This window comes from Janthinobacterium sp. GW822-FHT07A03 (genome assembly GCF_058798815.1).
Genome location: NZ_JBXAKW010000001.1, coordinates 645,676 through 664,133 on the forward strand (window position 1 = coordinate 645,676; position 18,458 = coordinate 664,133).

Below are 18,458 nucleotides of genomic sequence, written 5' to 3' on the forward strand. Positions count from 1 at the left end.
ATAACATGACTAATGCACCTAATCTGGTACCGCTGTACGCGGAAATCTTTCTGCTGATCGCCACGTCGGCGCTCTTGCTGATCGATATGTTCTTGCCTGCGGCGAAGCGTTCGATCACCTATGCGCTGTCGCTGCTGACCCTGGCCGGCTGCGCCTTGCTGACCGTGGGCGACTTCAACGCGGGCACCACCGTCTACACGTTCCACAATATGTTCGTGTCGGACCCGATGTCGCAGCTGCTGAAACTGTTCTCGTACGGCGCCGTGGCGCTGACCCTGATCTACTCGCGTGCCTATGCCACCGACCGCAGCATGCTGTCGGGTAACCTGGGGGGCGAGTTCTACGTGCTGGCCCTGTTTGCACTGCTGGGCCAGATGATCATGATCTCGGCCAACAACTTCCTGATCATCTACCTGGGTCTGGAACTGATGTCGCTGTCGCTGTACGCGCTGATCGCTCTGCGCCGTGACAATGCCAAGGCCACGGAAGCGGCCATGAAATACTTCATCCTGGGCGCACTGGCTTCCGGTTTCATGTTGTACGGTATCTCGATGCTGTACGGCGCGTCCGGCACGCTGGATTTGAACGAAGTGCGCGTAGCGCTGGAAAACGGCAAGACCAACGGCACCATCATGGTCTTCGGCCTGGTGTTCCTCGTTGCTGGCCTGGCCTTCAAACTGGGCGTCGTGCCATTCCACATGTGGGTGCCTGACGTGTATCAAGGTTCGCCGACGGCCGTGACCCTGCTGCTGGGCGCGGCGCCGAAACTGGCCGCCTTCGCCATCACCCTGCGCTTGCTGGCCGAAGGCTTGCTGCCGATGGCACATGACTGGCAGCAAATGCTGCTGGTGCTGGCCGTGATGTCGCTGGCCATCGGTAACTTCACCGCCATCGCGCAAACCAATTTGAAGCGCATGCTGGCGTACTCGACCATTGCGCAAATGGGCTTCGTTCTGCTGGGTCTGCTGTCCGGTACCGTTGACGGTCCAGGCAACACTCTGAACGCGGCTGGCGCAGCCACCGCCTATGGCGCCTCGATGTACTACGTCATCACCTACGTGTTCACCACCCTGGGTACCTTTGGCGTGATCATGTTGCTGGCACGTAATGGTTTTGAAGCAGACGAACTGGCCGACTTCAAGGGCCTGGGCAAACGCAGCCCGATCTTCGCGCTGGTGATGACCCTGTTCATGTTCTCGCTGGCCGGCGTGCCGCCGCTGATGGGCTTCATGGCCAAGTACTCGGTGCTCGCTTCGGTATTGGCGACGGGCCAGCTGTGGCTGACCATCGCCGCCGTGCTGTTCTCGCTGATCGGCGCCTTCTACTACCTGCGCGTCGTCAAGATGATGTGGTTCGACGAGCCGAGCGACAGCAATGCGCTGGTCGTGCATGGCGACATGCGCGTCGTGCTGGCCCTGAACGGCGTGTTCGTCCTGGCCCTCGGTGTGATGCCTAACAGCATCCTGGCTGCCTGCGCGACCGCCATCACCAAGACCCTGGCGTCCTGACCGATGGATGTCACCGTCTCGAGCTGGCTGGTGATCGCCCTGGGCATCCTGGGCGCCAACCTGCCTTTCCTGAACGAGAAACTGTTTGCCGCCGTGCCCTTGAAAAAGGCGGCGCAAGCAGAGGGGAGCAAAGGCTGGCGCAAGCCGCTGGCGCTGCGCCTGCTGGAGATGGTGATTCTGTACTTCATCGTCGGCGCCGTGGCGTTCGCGCTCGAAGCGCGCATCGGCAACGCTTTCCCGCAAACGTGGGAGTTCTATGCCATCACGGGATGCCTGTTCCTGGTGCTGGCTTTCCCAGGTTTCGTGACTCGTTATCTGCGTAAACGCCGCTAGGCACCATCCTCCGAAAGCGGCGCCTCTGGCGCCGTTTTTTATTGAATAAAGGAATTCCATGGATACCCAAGCCACTGATACGCAATTGATTGAAACCAAAGTTGACGGCGAACTCGTCTACCAGGGCGGCTTCCTGCGCGTGCAGCGCGACCGTGTCGCTCTGCCGGATGGCAAGATCACGGCGCGCGAATTCGTCCTGCATCCGGGCGCCGTCGTGATCCTGCCGCTGCTCGACGACGGCACGGTGCTGATGGAACGCCAGTACCGCTATCCGCTGGACCGGGTGTTTATTGAATTCCCGGCCGGCAAGATCGATGCAGGCGAGTCCCACCTGGCCTGTGCCCAGCGCGAACTGCTGGAAGAGACGGGCTACACGGCCAGCGACTGGCAATTCGTTTCCACCATTCACAACGCCATCGCCTATTCCGACGAGCACCTGGAACTGTTTCTGGCGCGCGGACTCGTGGCCGGCGAACGCCAGCTCGACGAGGGTGAATTCCTCGAAACGTTTACGGCCACCGTGCCGCAGCTGCTCGACTGGGTCAGGGATGGCACGATCACGGACGTGAAAACCGTCATCGGCATCTTCTGGCTCGACAAGATTACCAGCGGCACCTGGCAACCGGCTTGATCCTGCGCATGCGCACGGCGATCTTCCTGCTGCTGGCGTCGGCCTGCCTGGATACGCTGGCGGCAGCGCGCACGCCGTTCCAGGTGCGCTGCGAAGACACGATCAGCAAGACGGTGTCCGTGCTGACGGTGCAGCAGAACGGCTACAGCATCGACACGCATCTGCCGTACAAGGCGCTGACGGTGATGAAGGGCACGGCGCGCGCGAACACCTGGGTGCTGGGCCTGACGAAGACGGATTCGCGCGTGGCCATCGCGCTGGCCGGCCCCATGCTGCAAGACCCGGCCAGCGGCTACGAATGCGTGGCGCCGCAGATTACCGTGAGCCTGACGTATGCGCCCGTGGTGATCTATATCGGCAGCGAGTTTGCCCCCGGCACTTGCGCGTATGATGAGATACTCGCGCACGAGCTGCGGCACATGAAAACCTATATGGAACACTTGCCGCGCGTGGAAAAGACCGTGCGCGCCGCGCTGGCCAAACGCTTCGAGGCGCGGCCCCTGTATGCGCCCAGCGGCACGGCCAAGGCGGCGCTGGCGCGCGAGATCGATACGGGCTGGTTGCCGTATATCAAGGCAGAAATGCGCAAGGTGGAAACCTTGCAGGCCGCCATTGATTCTCCGCAAGAATATGCGCGCCTGGGCAAGGCGTGCAAGGGAGAAATTCAGAATATCCTGGCGGGCAAGGCCCAGCCCGCCCAGCAGTGACCAGACAAGGAATGGCATGACAGCAGCACCGAATCGCCCCCGTTATTTTGCCCTGATCCCCGCCGCCGGCGTGGGAGCGCGCATGGAAGCGGGCAGTCCCAAGCAATATTTACCTATCGCCGGCAAGCCCATGCTGCGCCACACGCTCGACGCCTTTCTGGCCAGCTCCCTGATCGCGCACACCTATGTCGTCGTCAGCGCTGACGATGGCGTGATCGATACGGTCGTGCCCGAGCACGGCGTGACTGTGCTGCGCTGCGGCGGCGCCACGCGCATGGAAAGCATCCTGAATGGCTTGCAAGCCGTGCAGGGCAGCATCGATGCGCACGACCAGGTGCTGGTGCACGACGCGGCGCGCCCTGGTTTGACGCCGGCGCTGATCGAAAAGCTGATTATCGAAGTCGGTGAACATCCGGCCGGCGGCTTGCTGGCCTTGCCCGTGGTTGATACCGTCAAGAAGGCAGGGCCGGGCGGCCTGTCGGCGCAGACGGTGCCGCGCGACGGCCTGTGGCTGGCGCAGACGCCGCAAATGTTCGGCTATGCGCTGCTGCACCGGGCATTATCCGCAGCGCCCGATCCGCTGGCGATCACGGACGACGCCAGCGCCGTCGAAGCGCTGGGCCTGGCACCGAAACTGGTCGAGGGCCACCCGCGCAACCTGAAGGTGACCCTGCCGCGCGACATCCAGACGGCCGAGCTGTACCTGGCTAACCCCCGCATTTGAAAGAGACCCGCATGAACACAACGACTCCCGACCTCCCTTTCCGCATCGGCCAGGGCTATGACTGCCACGCGCTGGTGGAGCACCGCGACCTGATCATCGGAGGCGTGAAGATTCCCCATCACCTGGGCTTGCTCGGCCATTCCGACGCCGACGTGCTGCTGCACGCGATCACGGACGCCATCTTCGGCGCCGCCGCCCTGGGCGACATCGGCCGCCATTTCCCCGACACGGACGCGCAATTCAAGGGCGCCGATTCGCGCACCCTGCTGCGCGAAGCCGTGCGCCGCGTGCAGGCGACGGGCTATGTGATCGGCAACATCGACGCCACCATCATCGCCCAGCGTCCGAAAATGGCGCCGCACATCGCCGCCATGTGCGCCAACGTGGCCGAAGACCTCGGTGTGACCGTGGGCCAGGTGAACATCAAGGCCAAGACGAATGAAAAGCTGGGCTACCTGGGCCGCGAAGAAGGCATCGCGGCCGAAGCCGTGGCCCTGCTGCTGCGCGCCTGAGCGTGCCCGGCAGCACATTTTTAATGATTCCTGAAAATTAATATTTCCAAAGTGAAATTTGGTGAAAGTTTAACGTTATTGTCATGATAATATTTGTCCGCTTTTTCGGACGCGATAAGACGTCACCTTATAACCACGGGAAATATTGAGAGAACGGAATCATATGCGCAGTCGTACGCAGGGACCAGCCGCGCGCTGGTTGGGAGCTGGTATGTTGGCCATGGCCATGCTGGCCGGGTGTGGCGGTGGAGGCGGCGGCAGTGACAGTACGCCGCCGCCCGTGTTGGCGGTGCCCCAGCCTGCCATCCTGTTTGCCGGTGCTGTGTCGGCGGCGGCAGAAGGTGCCGATGCTGTCGGCAGCATGGGCGGGCAGATTGAACTCGATGCCGGCAGCAGCAAGGATAGCGACGGTGGGACGCTGAGTTTTGCCTGGAGTCTGGTCTCCAAACCCGCCGGCAGCGGCTTGAACATGGGCGCTGTCGCGACCCCCAAAATGAACTTCCAGCCCGACGCCCTGGGCACCTATATCTTCAAGTTGCGCGTGACGAATAGCAAGGGCGGCTTTGCGGAAAAGAACGCCACCGTGCTGGTGAATAACCGGGTGCCGAATGCGGTGGTGGTGGTCAATGCGACGTTCACGGCCTTGCCGCTCGTGAAGGATGCCGTGAGTGTATCGGCAGGTTCCGGCATCGTGCTCGACGCCACGGGCAGCACCGACGCGGATGGCGACAAGGTCACCACCACCTGGGAATTGATACAGAAGCCGGCCAGCAGCACTTCCGTGCTGTTTGTCGCAGGTCAAACCGCCCGTTTCTCTCCCGACGTGCTGGGCCTGTACAAAGTGCGCGCCCGCGGCGCGGACGGCAAGGGCGCGTATGCCGAGACGGTGTACCAGTTCGATGCTAGTAACACGATTCCAAGTGGCGTGATCCAGGGCACGGTGGCCGTGGTCAGCCGCAACAACCAGACCGTCCCCGTCGGCCAGCCGGTAGTCACCAGCGGTATTCTCAGCTACGACGAGGGCGGCGCGAAGTTGAGCTACGCCTGGGCCGTCGACAGCCGGCCTGCCGGTTCCGTCGCAGTGATCGGGGCAGCGACGGCGGTGGTGCCGTCGTTCACGCCAGACGTGACCGGCGCGTATGTGCTGTCGATGACTGTCACCAGTGGCCGCCAAACGGCGGTGGCCTACCTGAAGCTCAATGTGATCGTCCCGACTTACAGTGTTGTGGCACTGCCGTTTAGGCCGCTGGAGGCGCGTTACAGCAAGGGACTGGACCGGCTGATCGTGGCGACGCCAAATCCCGATACCTTGAAAATCGTTAATCCCGTCGATGGCACTTTTAGCAGTATCAGTTTGCCTGCCGCCGTGAAGTCATTCAGTTTGAGTGCTGACGGGAAACTGGCCGGTGTGCTGCATGAGGGGGTGGTCAGCCTGATCGATCTGGAAGCGGGGAAATTGCTGCGTTCGACCGGCACAGCCGGTTCGCAGACGGAAGTGTTCACGACCAATGCGGGCATCGTCTTTTTGGCCGGTCAATCCAAGGGCTCGGTGAGAGAACCAGTGCTGGAAGGCTTCAACGCGCGTACTGGCCAGCTTGTAGAGAAGCAAACCACGAGCGGAGGTTTCTATGGTGACTTGCGGGGTATATTCGTGGCATCGCTGAACAAGGGACTGGTCACCATCAATGACGAGCCGTTGTTCCAGCCTTCGGCTTTTCTCGTTGATTCGCAGCAAGGTTATATTGTGCAAACGTCCTACACTATTTTCATGCCGCATCCAATCCCGATGGCAGCACCGTTTTTCTTGTCTGCCAACGAAGATCTATTGTTCACGGCAAGCGGGACATACTTTAAGTCTGATACGCTCGCATACGTTGGTCGCTTCACCCTGAGCAATATGAACAATGGTGTGCTGTCGATGAGCTATTCGCCTGTCAACGCGGAGGCGCTTGTGATGGAACGCGATGGCCTCGGCTATCTCGGCAGTGATACGACATACCAAGCCAGCTATAAGCGTTTCAGTGGCGAACTGCTGTTCCCTGCGGGTGATGTTGCACTGCCCGTCATCGGCGGCGAGCAAAGTTACGGCATCAGCATCTTCCATACGGCCGCTGGCGACCCAGTGGCACTGGTGCAGACGGGCGGCGCGCAGAAAAGCACGCTGCGCGCGAAGTACTATCTGATCTATCGCTGATGGTCATCGCCAGGTGGCGCGCCCGCCTGGCAATCTATGCTATTTTTAGAAGGCGGCGCGATGGCACAGACCATCCCGGCCGCCTTTTTCATTGACGATACAGGAGAATTCGGGATGCCCATCATCAAGCGCACACGCCTTGCCACCGCCCTGCTGCTGGGAGCCTTCGCGGCCTTGGCCATGCCTGCCCATGCCGAACTGCAAGCCACGGGCGAGCCGCCCGCCGCCAGACAGGGCTGGAAGGCCGAGACCGTGGCGCAGGGCGTGCGCCAGCCGTGGGGCATCGCCTGGCTGGGCGAGGGGCGCGCGCTCGTCACCAGCAAGCAGGGCACTTTGCATTTGCTGAATGGAAAGACTTTTACCGACGTGGCGCTGGAAGGCATGCCCAAGGTGTTTACGGGCGGGCAGGGCGGCTTGCTCGATATCGTCCTGCATCCGCAGGATGCCAGCAAGCCGAACCCGCGCGTCTATATGACGGTGTCGACAGGCACCAATGACGCCAACCGCACGACCCTCGTGCGCGGCGTGTTCGACGGCAAGAAGGTGACGGGCATCGAGACCCTGTTCAAGGTGGCCACCGACAAGAGCGGCGGCCAGCATTTCGGCTCGCGCCTGCTGTGGCTGCAGGACGGCACTTTGCTGATGAGCGTGGCCGACGGCGGCAATCCGCCATTGCGCATCGGTGACCGCCTGGCGCGCGAGCAGGCGCAGAATCTGGCCACGCACCAGGGCTCCATCCTGCGCCTGACGGAAGAGGGCAAGCCGGCGCCCGGCAATCCGCTGGCCGCCAAGGGCGCCTTGCCGGAAATCTGGTCGTACGGCCACCGCAACGTGCAGGGCCTGGCGCTCGACCCTGTTTCCGGCCGGGTGTGGGCCACGGAACACGGCCCGTACGGCGGCGATGAACTGAACCTGGTAGTGGCCGGCGGCAACTACGGCTGGCCCTTGCAAAGCTACGGCGCCGACTACAAGACGCATGAACCCGTCGGCAAGCATGAAGTGCCCGGCATGATCAATCCCAGCGTGGCCTGGGTGCCGTCGCCGGCCCCGTCGGGCCTGGCCGTCTATACGGGCGACAAGATCGCCGCCTGGCGGGGCAGCATCTTCAGCGGCGGCCTGGCGGCCAAGGATATCCGCCGCATCGCCGTCGATGCGAACGGCAAGGTGACGGGGCAGGACCGCCTGGACATCGGCGCGCGCGTGCGCGACGTGCGCCAGGGACCGGACGGCTACCTGTATGCGCTGACGGACGAAGACAATGGCCGCCTGCTGCGCATCGTGCCGCAGTAATACGCCAGGCGCCATCTTCGCTTAAGATGGCGCCTTTATTTCATTCAAGGTGGCGGCATGGCCCGAGATACTTATGCATACCGGCACGTTGCCGTCGAATCGCGCGCCATCCATGGCCGCGTGGAAATCCGCCCCGTGCCGGGCCAGGCCTTCTCGCCGGAACTGGTTGTGCAGTGCTCGCGCCGCCTGTCGGACCTGCAGCGCTACCCGCTGGGCAGCCGCTTTTTACTCTTTGCCAAGCTGACGGACCGCCTGGGCGGCACGCCCTTCCTGTACGCGTATCACGGCGATGCGGACGTGCCCATGACGCCGGCCGAAGTGGCGAAATTCCTCGGTGAATTCCGCCGCGGCCGCATCTGAAGGCAGTTTCCTACGACGCTGGACACGCCGCGCCGGCCTTGGCGGCCGCCTGCGGCTTGCCGAAGAGCGCGATCGTCAAGGCGCAGCCGAGGGCGAACAGGCCGCCCACCACCATCGCGCTCGACACGCCCAGCCGGTCGACGGCCATGCCGCCGAGCAAGGCACCCGACGCCAGCGATACTTGCACAATCGCAACGAACAGCGCGCTGCTGCCTTCCATCAAGTGGGGCGCCGCCTTGAACATCCACGTCTGCACGGCGATCGGCATGGCGCCGAAACCGAAGCCCCAGACGGCCACCAGCAGCATGGCCGTCACGGAATGGCTGCCGAACGCGGCCAGGGCCAAGGTGGACAGGCCCAGCACGGCGCCCGTCACCATCAGCGCGGCCCGTTCGTAGCGCCCGGCCGCCCAGCCGCCCACGAGGTTGCCGATGAAGCCGGAAGCGCCGTACACGAGCAGCATGGCGCTGACCGTGCCGGCCGCCAGGTGCGAGATCTGCGTGAGGAACGGGGCGATATACGTGTAGGCGGCGAACTGGCCCGTGAAGAGCATGGCCGTGGCGATCAGGCCCAGCCTGGCCTTGCGGATGCCGAAAATCATCGGCAACTGGCGCAGGCGGATGGCTTGTGTCGGCGGCAGTTTGGGCAGCAGCAACAGCTGGCCGATGAAGACCAGCACGGCAATGGCGCTGGCCGCGCCGAAAGCCACGCGCCAGCCCACCAGCTCGCCCACCAGCGCGCCGGCCGGCACGCCCGCCACCGTCCCCAGCGAGACGCCGGCGAAGATGATGGACATGGCGCGCGACGCATGCTGCGGCGCCACCAGGCGCGGGCCGATGGCACTGCCGATGGCCCAGAAACCGCCCACGCCCACGCCCAGCATGGCGCGGCCCAGCAGTATCGCCCCATACGAGGGCGCCAGCGCCACCAGCAGGTTCGACGCGACGAGCAGGGCCGTCAGGGCCAGCAGCACGATGCGGCGGTCCAGCCGGCCCGAGCCGACGGTGACGAAGATGGCGGCAAACGCGGCAACGATGCCGGGCGTGGTGATCATCAGTCCCGCCTGGCCCTTGCTGATGGCCAGTTCGGCAGCCATGGCCGGCAGCAGGCCGACGGGCAGGAATTCGGAGGTGACGAGGGCGAAGGCGCCGATGCCGACCGATAAGACGGCCAGCCACGGCGCCACGGTAGTATCGTCGGCGGAGGTGTTGGAAGGTGTGTGCATAGGGTTCCTGAAAAGCCGGGAGGTTTTTAACCGATCGGTATATAATCAGGGCAGGCAGACAGTGTTGTCAATAATTTTTTACCGAACGGTATGAAACAAGATAAAAAAGAGGAAGTCGTCAAGGCGAAAACGGGGCGGCCACGCACCTTCGACGCGGACGAGGCGCTCGATTGCGCCATGAAAGTGTTCTGGGAAAAGGGCTATGAGGGCAGTTCCCTGCCGGAATTGACGAAGGCCATGGGCATGAACCGGCCCAGCCTGTATGCCGTCTTCGGCAACAAGGAGCAGTTGTTCCACAAGGCGCTCGAGCGCTACAGCGATACGCGCATGCGGTTTTTCGATGCGGCGCTGGAACAGCCGACGGCGCGCCAAGTGGTGGAAGCCCTGCTGACGCAGTATGTCGACGCGCAAACCATGCCGGACGGCCCGCACGGCTGCATGGGCGTCAATGCGGCGCTCGCCTGCAGCGATGATGCCTTGCCGATCCGCGATGAATTGTTCGCGCGCCGGCTGCGCGGTGAAATTAAGTTGCGCGACCGTTTGCGGCGCGCCAAGGAGGAGGGGGATCTGCCGCCCGATTCCTGCCCGGAGCAGCAGGCGCGCTTTGTCGTGACCCTGTCGCAGGGCATGGCCATCCAGGCGGCCGCCGGTGTCTCGCGCGAGCAATTGCAGCAGATGGTGGGCTTGCTGCTGCGCAATTGGCCGATGTAACTACCCGGTCGGGGCGATGGTCTTGGCCAGGTCGCTCGGTGCCTTGCGCCGCCAGGCGGCCGTCAGGGCGGCGGCCAGCATGTCCAGCTCCGCGTCCGCCAGGCATACCGTGATGCCGGCCAGGCGTTCGCCCCACCAGAGTTTCTCGCAGCCGGAGGGCGTGATGACGGTGGCGATATGCGCCGCTTCCGCATCGAGCAGCACGTTGATGTGCTCGTCATCGGGCAGGGTGGCAAAGATCTTCCCGCCCACGCGGAAGGCCGGACGGTCGTGGTGTTCTTCCTCGGTGGCGTCGGGAAACGACAGTGCCAGATAGCGTAGTTCTTCCAGGTCGACCATTCCTCTTTCCCCCTCATCGGACAGATAGCAGCGTGACTACATTTTGCCATGCTGTTTCGCCGCGTGGTGCAGCGGCATGCGAAAAGAAATGCGCGCGATGCGACATTGGCGGACTGGTCTGTGGTGCCGCCGCGACACGCCGCGCACCGCGCTTGGCCTCCGCGCCAGAGTAGAACATGCTGTTTTTCTGTCACTGCGCAGCGGATTGCCAGAAAAATATCTTTCATGGTCAAAAGAAAAATACTTTTCTTCTAGGGAATTTAAGCTAGAATAGCTTCAACGTCTTACCTGACCCGTCAATTGTCTGGCCTTGTTCCGGGAACCCGAACCCTTCCCAGGACGCTTGCAGTGCCGCCATGGCACGCTGCAAGTCCGCACTGTCACGCGGAAGTTCACGCCCCCGACCGCTCATTCCCGCAATCCCTAGCGCTTTGCCGACACGCCTCAATGCAGCGTGTATTCAGCTCCAGCGCTCCTTGCTGCGCCCACTGAATACTTACCTACTGGATACCATCATGAAAAACTTGCCTAAAATCGCCCTGTCCCTGATCGCCGTCGGTGTGTTTGCCCACGCGAACGCCAGCACCATTACCCTGTCCACCGGTTACTCGACCGCTGGCGCGCAAGCTTCCGCCGCCGCTTACCAGTCCGTGGTGAACGCCGCCGTGGCCACGCCAGGCGCCGGCTATGGCTCGACGACGATTGCCAGCTACGATAACGTCAACAACAGCGGCCTGTTCGGCAGCGGCTCGAACATCGCCTTCAAATCCGTCATCAACTTTGGCGTCAGCGCGGCCGATGCGGGCGCCTGGAGCTTCCGCAGCGGCGTCGACTTCGGCAAGGGCGGCGCCCTGTTCCTCGACGGTGTGGCGCTGGACTTCAAGACGAACGACATGTGGTGGGCAGGCAACTACAACAATGGCAGCCAGTTCCTCAGCGGTTCGAGCGCCTTGTCGGCGGGTAACCATACCCTGAGCATCTACGGCCTGGAAGGCTGCTGCGATGGCGGCCAGCAAGCGCAGTTCAAGGCGGGCAACAGCAATTTCGTCAGCTTCGGCGCCAAGGATGGCTTGATCTCGGCCGTTCCTGAGCCAACCACCTACGCCATGCTGCTGGTCGGCCTGGGCTTGCTGGGCTTTACGGCACGCCGCAAGCAGGAAGCCAAGTTCTAAGCGCAAGTTCCAAGCGACGATACGCTGCGCGTCCCGCGGCGCACATGAAAAAGCCCGCCGGTCTGTCAGGACACGGCGGGCTTTTTGCATGGCGGCGCGTTAATCGCCGCTGTCTTCGTCTTCGTCGGCGCCCTTGGCGGACTTGCCCCGTTCGGCGTCGACGCCACGCTGCAGGCTGGCCGCATCGCGGAAGAAGGCGTCCGTCGTGTGATCCGGGCTCAGGCGCAAGGCTGGCGGGTAGATCGCCGACATGTAGGCCTCGTCCGCCAGGCGGCCGCTGATCTGCAGGTTGCTCAGCAGGATCAGGCTCGAACCGAGGATGGACAGCACGACGGCGACAAGGCCGAAGCGGCGCGGATGCTGGGGTTTGATCGTGCACAAATGGTAGTAGATCATCGCGCATACAATGACGATGAACATATGCCGTCCGTAGCGTGTCAGCACTTCGAGCGAGAACGCATACGCCGCCACATTGCTGGCCAGTTCCCACACTTCCATGGCCAGCAAACCGCAGCCGATGATGAACAGGTGGCGGCCGAAGCGCGCCATATGGCCGAACAGGCGATTTGCCACGGCCCAGATCGACGCCCACACGAGGCCGCCGGCCAGCGCGGTGGCGATGATCATCAGGTAGGAAATCGGGTCGAAGGCGTCCGCATCGCTGAGCCAGTTGCTGAAGGCGGCCGAGGCGCCGATCATGGCCAGGCCGGCGACGGCGGGGCGCAAGCCTTCCCAGTCGTGCCTGGTCGTGTCGCCCAGTTCGGGCGCCACCGGATGGTCGCTGGCGCGCACGCGCAGGCGCGTGTGGCCCAAGCGCACGATGCTGTTGCCGTTCAGGGCCACTTGCAGTTGCCGCTGTCCCCGGTGGATCACGCCATTCTGGCTGCCCAGGTCGCGCAGCAGCAGGCCGCCTGCGCCATCGTCCTCGACGATGGCGTGCTGGGCCGCCGTATGCGCATCGTCAAGGATGAAGTCGTTGTCATAGCCGCGCCCGATGCGGATCGGCAAGGCGGCTATGCGCTGGCGCTGCTGTACTTCGCCATTCTCGGCGAGGATTTCGATGTAATAGGGCGGCTTCATGGCTTGCGGCTGCTTTCGCGCGACAGCGCTTCGAGGAAGGTGCGCGTGACGCGCATGCCGTTGGCGTAGGACACGCCGCGCGCGTCGATGCGGCTTTGCAGGCTCATGAGCGGCTCATCGGTGCTGGCGGCCAGCAGGGCAAAGTCGTACAGGCCCGTAAACTTGCGGTAGGCGCGCACGCACAGGACGGCGCGCAGGGGCAGGGTCTGGTTCTTGACGAACTGTTCGGTGCAATGGGGGCCTGTCAAATGCGCGCTCTTGTAACTGCCAAAACTTTCATTCTTGAACGAGGCGCTGGCCAGCTCGGAAAAGCGCAGCGAACCCAGTTCGCTGCTGCGCAGGAATTCGTGGCGCATCGACACTTGCCCCGTCTGCAGGGCGCCGGAGATGAAGATGGCCGATTCCATGGCGCAGCTGGTGTTGTCGAGCATGTAGGGCTTGTCGGACTTGACGTTGGAGCGGCCCCAGCAGCGCATCTGGTCGGATTCGCGCACGGGCACGCGGTACGGACCCATGGCTTTCAGGCTCAACGGTGTGTCGAGCAGGCGCGCCAGCATGACGTCCTGGTGCGCCAGCAGCTGCGCCGTCACCAGCGGCTTGAAGTCTTTCGGCGGTTTGCCTTGCAGGGCGACCCTGGCCAGCAATTGCTGGGCATAGCGGGCCGGCACGAGAAAACTGACGAGTTCGCCGTCGAGGCGTTTCGACACGTTTACGCCCGCGACGTCGCCATTCGCGGTGACGCTGGGGCCGCCGCTCATGCCGGAATTGATCGGTCCCGTAAACATCAGCTGGTCGTAGAAGCTGCGCGTGACGACGCCGTTGTACGAACCTTCCGAAATGGCGAAGCCCAGGTCCAGCGGGTTGCCCATCGAATACAGGTACTGGCCCTGCGTCAGGGGCGCCAGCGCTTCCGGCATCTTGAAAAAGCCCGTGCCATGGCGGTTCACGCGCAGCACGGCCAGGTCGTGCAGCACGTCGACGGCCAGCAATTCCACATTGCCCCGCTGGCCGCTGGTGTCGACCCATTCGCCCACATAGGTATCGGGATCGAGGGCGAATTGCGACACGACGTGATAGTTGCTCACCACCAAGTCGCCCGTGCCGATCAAAAAGCCCGAGCCGACCGACGACTGCGTGCGGCCGTTTTTCAGCAGCACGCGCACTTGCAGGATGTCGGCGCGCGCGGCCGTGTACAGCTTTTGCGCGGCCGAGGAGGGCGGCGGCAGGGCCGCATGTTCGGTAGCGGCGGGCGCGGCGGTAGCCGGCGGCGGCTTGATAGGGGGAGTCGACGCGGTAGCGGCCGCGGCTGGCGCTGGCGCCGGGGCCGCATGGGCGCCTGCGCCAGCGCACAGGCTGGCCAGCAAGCAGGCGAAGTTAGATAATTTCATGCATCCTTTGTGCGTGAGCAGGAGCGAGGCTGGCGCTGGCCGGCGCCAAGGGGACGCGCCGCTGCGCGCCCGCCGGCAAGCCGGTTGGCAATTACAGGGCGCCGTCTTCCAGCGCCGGCGCCGTTTCCGGCGTCATCATGTGGCCCAGCTTGCTTTGCTTGGTATTTAGGTAGTGCTGGTTGAAGGCGTTGCGGTTGACCAGCAGCGGCACCCGTTCGGCCACCGTGATGCCCAGCGCTTCCATGGCGGCAATCTTGCGCGGGTTGTTCGTCATCAAACGCAGGCTGTGGATGCCGAATTGCGCAAACATCGGCTTGCACAGGGTGTAGTTGCGCGCGTCGGCCTTGAAGCCCAGCTGTTCATTCGCCTGCACCGTATCGGCGCCCGCCTCTTGCAGGCGGTAGGCGCGGATCTTGTTGATCAGGCCGATGCCGCGCCCTTCCTGGCGCAGGTACAGCAAGATGCCGCGGCCTTCCTCGGCGATGCGTTTCAAGGCGCCTTCGAGCTGGGCGCCGCAGTCGCAGCGCTGGGAAAACAGCACGTCGCCCGTCAGGCACTCGGAATGCACGCGCGCCAGCACCGGTTCGCCGTTGCCGATATCGCCCAGCACCATGGCCAGGTGTTCCTTGCCCGTGGCGTGTTCGACAAAGGCGTGCAGGGTGAACTGGGCCCACGGCGTCGGCAGTGCGCAGGAAGTCGTGTAATCCAATTCGCCTGTCGCCAGGAGGTCTGCGCCGCTTTGCATGGTTGTGCTCATATAAGTAATTGTCAAAAATAAAAGGCGCGCGACACCACTCCGGTGCCGGCGCGCCTTGCCATCATACCAAAAAGCAGGGAAACGTTTTCCCTGGCTGCCATTCGGTCGTTGCAATGTCTGGTGATGAACCTTACTTAGGGGCACTTCCTCCTTTTACAAGGTGGATGGCGGGCTATGCCTGGCGGATGCCGCCGCCAGGCACGGCACATCAGCTGCCGATGCGTCCGCCGTCGTTCTTGGTGATCACGATGGTGGCCGAGCGGGGACGCTTGCCGGCGCCGTAACCGGCGTTGGCCGGCCATTGGCTCGTGTATTTGGACGGATCGCCGATATTCGCCAGCGCGGTGGTTTCGCCCGGGTGCTGGATGTTGATGAACATGGTCTTGCCGTCCGGCGTTTCGCTGATGCCCGTGATTTCCGAGCCGACCGGCCCCACCAGGAAGCGCTTGAGCGTGTCGGCCGTGGGTTTCTTGCCGATGAAGGTGTCGACGGCCAGGTTGCCGCCGGCCGCCGTGGCGTAGTTCAGGGTGGACTTGGCGCCGTCGCCCACCTTGCCGGGGATGGCCGCGAGCATCATGCAGTTGGTCACATCCGTGTACGCGCCATCGTCCGTCTGGATCCAGCAGATGCCCGTGTAGGGGCTGAAGGCCAGGCCGTCCGGGCTCGAAAAGTCCTGGTCGGCCGTCAGGTTCGACAGGTTGATCTTGCTGGCGTCGGCGCCGCTCTCGGCGCCAAACAGGTAGACATCCCAGGTAAAGCTGGTGGCCGCGGCCGCGCCCGTGCCTTCCTTGAAGCGGATGATGTGGCCGTTCGGATTGCCGTTCTGCGCGCTGCTGCCCTTCATGTCCGTGTAGGCGCGCGGGTTGGCGCTGTCCGGCGCCAGCTGCGACGAGCCGCTCGGATTGACGGTGCGGTTCGAGTTATTGGTCAGCGTGTAATAGATTTCGCCATTGGCCGGGTTGACCGAGCACCATTCCGGGCGGTCCATCTTCGTCGCGCCCACGGCGTCGGCTGCCAGGCGGGCATTGACCAGCACGTCGGCCAGGTCGGCGAACTTGTAGGCGCCGTAGGCCTGGATCTGCGCGTTCGACAGGGCCAACTCGATCCACTGGCCGGTGCCGTCGGCGGCCAGCTTGGCCACGTACAGCTTGCCCGAATCGAGGTATTTGTCGCCGGTGGCGATGCGGTCGGCCGGGTTGGCGTCCGCGGCGGCCCAGACGGCCGCCGTGACGAATTTGTAGATGTATTCGTTGCGCGAATCGTCGCCCATGTAGACGGCCAGCTGCTGGCCCACGGCCGGCACGCTGAAGGCGGCGCTTTCGTGCGCGTAGCGGCCCAGCGCCGTGCGCTTGCGGATCGCCTTGGTCTTGTCGTACGGGTCCATCTCGACGATGTAGCCCATGCCGTTGAGCTCATTGCGGTAATCGTCGCTGCCATCGGCCGATGCGCCGGTCTTGCTCAGGTTCCAGCGCGCGTATTTGTCGTCGCTGCCGCCCGTTTCCCAGCCGTGGCGCGAGGCGCCGCCCTGGCTGCGGCCATAGCGGTTCAGCGAGACCACGGACTTGTCGCCGCGCGCGGCATTGTCGGTGGCCGAGCGCGTGAAGTAGCCGGCCCAGTTTTCCTCGCCGGAGAGGTAGCTGCCCCATGGTGACTTGCCCGTGCCGCAGTTGTTGATGGTGCCGCGCGTCTTGGTGCCCGTCGGCGAATACCTGGTCACCACGAGGGCGTTGCCGCGCACGGGGCCGGCAAGCTCGATGTCCGTCAATGGGGTGACGCGGCGGTTGAAGGCGGAATCGTTGACGGTGGCCCAGGCGCTGCCCGTCTTCCTGACTTCCACCACGCTCAGGCCGTGGACGGCCACTTCCTTGTCGACTTCGGCGGCTGGGCGCGGCAGCGTGGTGGTGCCGCCATTCACGTGCAGGAAGTGCGAGGACAGTTTTTCGTCCGTGGTCGCTTCGTGGTTCATCGCCAGCAAGCCCCGTTCGGCGCCGGACGCCAGCGGCGCGCCGGCGGCGGACAGGCCGTAGTATTCCATGCCGTCGTGGTGGTCGCCGGCGCGGTTGTCGAAATCGGTATCGCTGCCGTCGTTCTTGTAGGCTGGCGTGGCCGCGCGCAGCGAGTCGCCCAGCGCATACAGGGCAGTGGCCGTGTAGCCGGCCGGCACCGACACGACGTCGGCCAGGCTTTTCGGCACGGCCGTGAAGGCCAGCAGTTTTTCAGGCGTCGGCGTCGGCGTCGGGGTGACGGCGGCCGCATCGCTGCCGCCGCCACAGGCGGACAGGCCCATCGAACCCATGACGGCGGTAGCGGCCGTGACGGCGCTGCCGCGCAGCCAGTTGCGGCGGCTCAGGCGGGCGTTCAGGATGCTGTTGAAATGGTTGTCGTGGGACGCGTTGCTGTCGATGTCGTTCAGATCGGTGGCGCGGATGGCCAGATCGTTGGGCTTGTTCATGGGCTGCGATGTCCTGTGGTTGCGTGATTTAAAGGCAAGCGCATGATAGTCAGCGTATGTGACAGCGCCATGTCAGCCTGATGACAAAACGGTGACAGGCTGCCGGGCGGACGGGCCCCGCGCGTGACGGGCCGTCCGCTCAGGCAGCCTTGGTCTTGCCTGGCCTGGCGAAAACCGCGCCCCACCAGCAACGGCATGCCGCCGAAGATGGACAGGTTCCCTGGCCGCGCCGGTGAGCATCGCAGACCGCAAAGCGCGACGCGCAGCAGGTTTGGCCAGGTACCATCATTTAGGCAAATCGAACAGCAGGAATTCCGCGTCTTCCGGCTGGGTAATGATCACGGCCGCTTCCTGCGTCAGTTTCAGCGCATCGCCCGCTTTCAAGGGCGTGCCGTTGACGACCAGGCTGCCGCGGATCAGGTGCACGTAGGCGAGGCGGCCTTCGTCCAGCGCATGTTCGGCTTGCTCGCCTTCCTGCAGGATGCTGGCGTAGATGGCCGCATCTTGGTGGATCAGCACGGAACCCTGGCGGCCGTCGGACGAGGCGATCAATCGCAGCTTGCCCCGTTTGCTTTCCGGCGTGAAGTGTTTTTCTTCATAGCTGGGGGGAATGCCCGTCACGTTCGGCTGGATCCAGATCTGCAGGAAGTGCAAGCCATCCGTCGCCGAGTGGTTGAACTCGCTGTGGCGCACGCCGCTGCCGGCGCTCATGCGCTGCACATCGCCGTAGTGCAGCACGGAACCGGTGCCCATGCTGTCCTTGTGTTCCAGTGCGCCGTCGAGCACATACGAAATGATTTCCATGTCGCGGTGGCCGTGCGTGCCGAAACCCTGGCCTGGCGTGACCCGGTCTTCATTGATCACCAGCAGGGGGCCAAAACCCATGTGCAGCGGATCGTGGTAGCTGCCGAAGGAAAAGCTGTGGTGGGAATTGAGCCAGCCGTGGTTGGCGGCGCCGCGTTCTTCGCTATGACGAATCTGTAACATGGTGGACTCCGTTTCTATCAGTGAATGTGCGATAATTTCGAAGGACCGTTGCCTGGCGCTATGCCGTGGCTGCTTTTCTGCCCTTCGC

18 protein-coding genes are annotated in these 18,458 nt (G+C 63.7%); 11 read left to right on the top strand and 7 right to left on the bottom strand.

The window, feature by feature from the left end:
* Positions 1-5 precede the first annotated feature (5 nt).
* From nuoN to AC1RJW_RS03035, 9 genes are all read left to right on the top strand, one after another.
* The gene (gene nuoN / locus AC1RJW_RS02995) at positions 6-1,508 is read left to right on the top strand and encodes an NADH-quinone oxidoreductase subunit NuoN (protein ID WP_493043303.1); all 1,503 of its coding nucleotides are present in this window, start codon (positions 6-8) and stop codon (positions 1,506-1,508) included.
* A 3-nt stretch (positions 1,509-1,511) separates the two neighbouring features.
* The gene (locus tag AC1RJW_RS03000; protein ID WP_493043306.1) at positions 1,512-1,841 is read left to right on the top strand and encodes a DUF2818 family protein; all 330 of its coding nucleotides are present in this window, start codon (positions 1,512-1,514) and stop codon (positions 1,839-1,841) included.
* Between the two features lie 58 nt (positions 1,842-1,899).
* Entirely contained in the window at positions 1,900-2,472 is a 573-nt protein-coding gene (locus AC1RJW_RS03005; protein WP_493043308.1) for an NUDIX domain-containing protein, read from the top strand.
* The gene (locus AC1RJW_RS03010) at positions 2,469-3,179 is read left to right on the top strand and encodes a hypothetical protein (protein ID WP_493043310.1); all 711 of its coding nucleotides are present in this window, start codon (positions 2,469-2,471) and stop codon (positions 3,177-3,179) included. Before AC1RJW_RS03005 ends, AC1RJW_RS03010 begins: the two co-directional genes overlap by 4 nt.
* 16 nt (positions 3,180-3,195) lie before the next feature.
* Positions 3,196-3,903 carry a 2-C-methyl-D-erythritol 4-phosphate cytidylyltransferase gene (ispD, locus tag AC1RJW_RS03015; RefSeq protein WP_493043311.1) on the top strand — a complete coding sequence of 236 codons (708 nt, stop codon included), beginning with the start codon at positions 3,196-3,198 and terminating at the stop codon, positions 3,901-3,903.
* A gap of 11 nt (positions 3,904-3,914) precedes the next feature.
* Positions 3,915-4,415 (top strand): 2-C-methyl-D-erythritol 2,4-cyclodiphosphate synthase, encoded by a 501-nt coding sequence (gene ispF, locus AC1RJW_RS03020; protein WP_493043313.1) that lies wholly within the window; start codon positions 3,915-3,917, stop codon positions 4,413-4,415.
* 211 nt (positions 4,416-4,626) lie between these two features.
* Positions 4,627-6,609 (top strand): PKD domain-containing protein, encoded by a 1,983-nt coding sequence (locus AC1RJW_RS03025; protein WP_493043314.1) that lies wholly within the window; start codon positions 4,627-4,629, stop codon positions 6,607-6,609.
* A gap of 60 nt (positions 6,610-6,669) precedes the next feature.
* Positions 6,670-7,899 (top strand): PQQ-dependent sugar dehydrogenase, encoded by a 1,230-nt coding sequence (locus tag AC1RJW_RS03030; RefSeq protein WP_493043316.1) that lies wholly within the window; start codon positions 6,670-6,672, stop codon positions 7,897-7,899.
* Positions 7,900-7,956: 57 nt separating this feature from the next.
* Positions 7,957-8,259: a hypothetical protein gene (locus AC1RJW_RS03035; protein WP_493043318.1), complete on the top strand. Its 303-nt coding sequence runs from the start codon at positions 7,957-7,959 to the stop codon at positions 8,257-8,259.
* A gap of 10 nt (positions 8,260-8,269) precedes the next feature.
* Here the strand turns inward: AC1RJW_RS03035 and AC1RJW_RS03040 are convergent, their stop codons facing one another.
* The gene (locus AC1RJW_RS03040; protein WP_493043319.1) at positions 8,270-9,484 is read right to left on the bottom strand and encodes an MFS transporter; all 1,215 of its coding nucleotides are present in this window, start codon (positions 9,482-9,484) and stop codon (positions 8,270-8,272) included.
* A gap of 90 nt (positions 9,485-9,574) precedes the next feature.
* Here AC1RJW_RS03040 and AC1RJW_RS03045 point away from each other — a divergent pair, with 90 nt between their 5' ends.
* Complete coding sequence (locus AC1RJW_RS03045) at positions 9,575-10,195, top strand: TetR/AcrR family transcriptional regulator (RefSeq protein ID WP_070224096.1); 621 nt, start codon at positions 9,575-9,577, stop codon at positions 10,193-10,195.
* On the opposite strand, the gene AC1RJW_RS03050 is transcribed toward AC1RJW_RS03045, so the two are convergent.
* Positions 10,196-10,534: an MmcQ/YjbR family DNA-binding protein gene (locus AC1RJW_RS03050; RefSeq protein ID WP_077407033.1), complete on the bottom strand. Its 339-nt coding sequence runs from the start codon at positions 10,532-10,534 to the stop codon at positions 10,196-10,198.
* A 515-nt stretch (positions 10,535-11,049) separates the two neighbouring features.
* On the opposite strand from AC1RJW_RS03050, the gene AC1RJW_RS03055 reads away from it, so the two are divergent.
* Entirely contained in the window at positions 11,050-11,706 is a 657-nt protein-coding gene (locus AC1RJW_RS03055; protein WP_493043323.1) for a CCXG family PEP-CTERM protein, read from the top strand.
* Positions 11,707-11,805: 99 nt separating this feature from the next.
* Here the strand turns inward: AC1RJW_RS03055 and AC1RJW_RS03060 are convergent, their stop codons facing one another.
* The 5 genes from AC1RJW_RS03060 to AC1RJW_RS03080 all read right to left on the bottom strand — a co-directional run bounded on the left by AC1RJW_RS03060 (position 11,806) and on the right by AC1RJW_RS03080 (position 18,370).
* On the bottom strand, positions 11,806-12,786 hold the full coding sequence (locus tag AC1RJW_RS03060; protein ID WP_493043324.1) for an FHA domain-containing protein: 981 nt from the start codon (positions 12,784-12,786) through the stop codon (positions 11,806-11,808).
* Positions 12,783-14,174, bottom strand: coding sequence for a S1 family peptidase (locus AC1RJW_RS03065; RefSeq protein WP_493043326.1), 1,392 nt, complete (start codon positions 14,172-14,174; stop codon positions 12,783-12,785). The genes AC1RJW_RS03060 and AC1RJW_RS03065 overlap by 4 nt, the downstream gene beginning before the upstream one ends.
* A gap of 91 nt (positions 14,175-14,265) precedes the next feature.
* Positions 14,266-14,919 (bottom strand): GTP cyclohydrolase II, encoded by a 654-nt coding sequence (gene ribA / locus AC1RJW_RS03070; RefSeq protein ID WP_070224093.1) that lies wholly within the window; start codon positions 14,917-14,919, stop codon positions 14,266-14,268.
* Between the two features lie 220 nt (positions 14,920-15,139).
* A complete protein-coding gene (locus AC1RJW_RS03075; RefSeq protein ID WP_493043327.1) occupies positions 15,140-17,383 on the bottom strand; it encodes a PhoX family protein in 2,244 nt (747 codons plus the stop codon).
* A 285-nt stretch (positions 17,384-17,668) separates the two neighbouring features.
* Positions 17,669-18,370, bottom strand: a complete 702-nt coding sequence (locus tag AC1RJW_RS03080) for a pirin family protein (RefSeq protein WP_493043329.1) — start codon at positions 18,368-18,370, stop codon at positions 17,669-17,671.
* Positions 18,371-18,458: the final 88 nt, after the last annotated feature.

Bases quoted from the DNA above. Each gene is read 5' to 3' on its own strand.
- AC1RJW_RS03035 (WP_493043318.1), top strand. From the start codon at position 7,957: ATGGCCCGAGATACTTATGCATACCGGCACGTTGCCGTCGAATCGCGC.
- AC1RJW_RS03080 (WP_493043329.1), bottom strand. From the start codon at position 18,370: ATGTTACAGATTCGTCATAGCGAAGAACGCGGCGCCGCCAACCACGGC.
- nuoN (WP_493043303.1), top strand. From the start codon at position 6: ATGACTAATGCACCTAATCTGGTACCGCTGTACGCGGAAATCTTTCTG.
- AC1RJW_RS03050 (WP_077407033.1), bottom strand. From the start codon at position 10,534: ATGGTCGACCTGGAAGAACTACGCTATCTGGCACTGTCGTTTCCCGAC.
- AC1RJW_RS03000 (WP_493043306.1), top strand. From the start codon at position 1,512: ATGGATGTCACCGTCTCGAGCTGGCTGGTGATCGCCCTGGGCATCCTG.
- ispF (WP_493043313.1), top strand. From the start codon at position 3,915: ATGAACACAACGACTCCCGACCTCCCTTTCCGCATCGGCCAGGGCTAT.
- AC1RJW_RS03040 (WP_493043319.1), bottom strand. From the start codon at position 9,484: ATGCACACACCTTCCAACACCTCCGCCGACGATACTACCGTGGCGCCG.
- AC1RJW_RS03075 (WP_493043327.1), bottom strand. From the start codon at position 17,383: ATGAACAAGCCCAACGATCTGGCCATCCGCGCCACCGATCTGAACGAC.
- AC1RJW_RS03055 (WP_493043323.1), top strand. From the start codon at position 11,050: ATGAAAAACTTGCCTAAAATCGCCCTGTCCCTGATCGCCGTCGGTGTG.
- AC1RJW_RS03025 (WP_493043314.1), top strand. From the start codon at position 4,627: ATGTTGGCCATGGCCATGCTGGCCGGGTGTGGCGGTGGAGGCGGCGGC.
- AC1RJW_RS03065 (WP_493043326.1), bottom strand. From the start codon at position 14,174: ATGAAATTATCTAACTTCGCCTGCTTGCTGGCCAGCCTGTGCGCTGGC.
- ispD (WP_493043311.1), top strand. From the start codon at position 3,196: ATGACAGCAGCACCGAATCGCCCCCGTTATTTTGCCCTGATCCCCGCC.
- AC1RJW_RS03045 (WP_070224096.1), top strand. From the start codon at position 9,575: ATGAAACAAGATAAAAAAGAGGAAGTCGTCAAGGCGAAAACGGGGCGG.
- AC1RJW_RS03060 (WP_493043324.1), bottom strand. From the start codon at position 12,786: ATGAAGCCGCCCTATTACATCGAAATCCTCGCCGAGAATGGCGAAGTA.
- AC1RJW_RS03005 (WP_493043308.1), top strand. From the start codon at position 1,900: ATGGATACCCAAGCCACTGATACGCAATTGATTGAAACCAAAGTTGAC.
- AC1RJW_RS03030 (WP_493043316.1), top strand. From the start codon at position 6,670: ATGGCACAGACCATCCCGGCCGCCTTTTTCATTGACGATACAGGAGAA.
- ribA (WP_070224093.1), bottom strand. From the start codon at position 14,919: ATGCAAAGCGGCGCAGACCTCCTGGCGACAGGCGAATTGGATTACACG.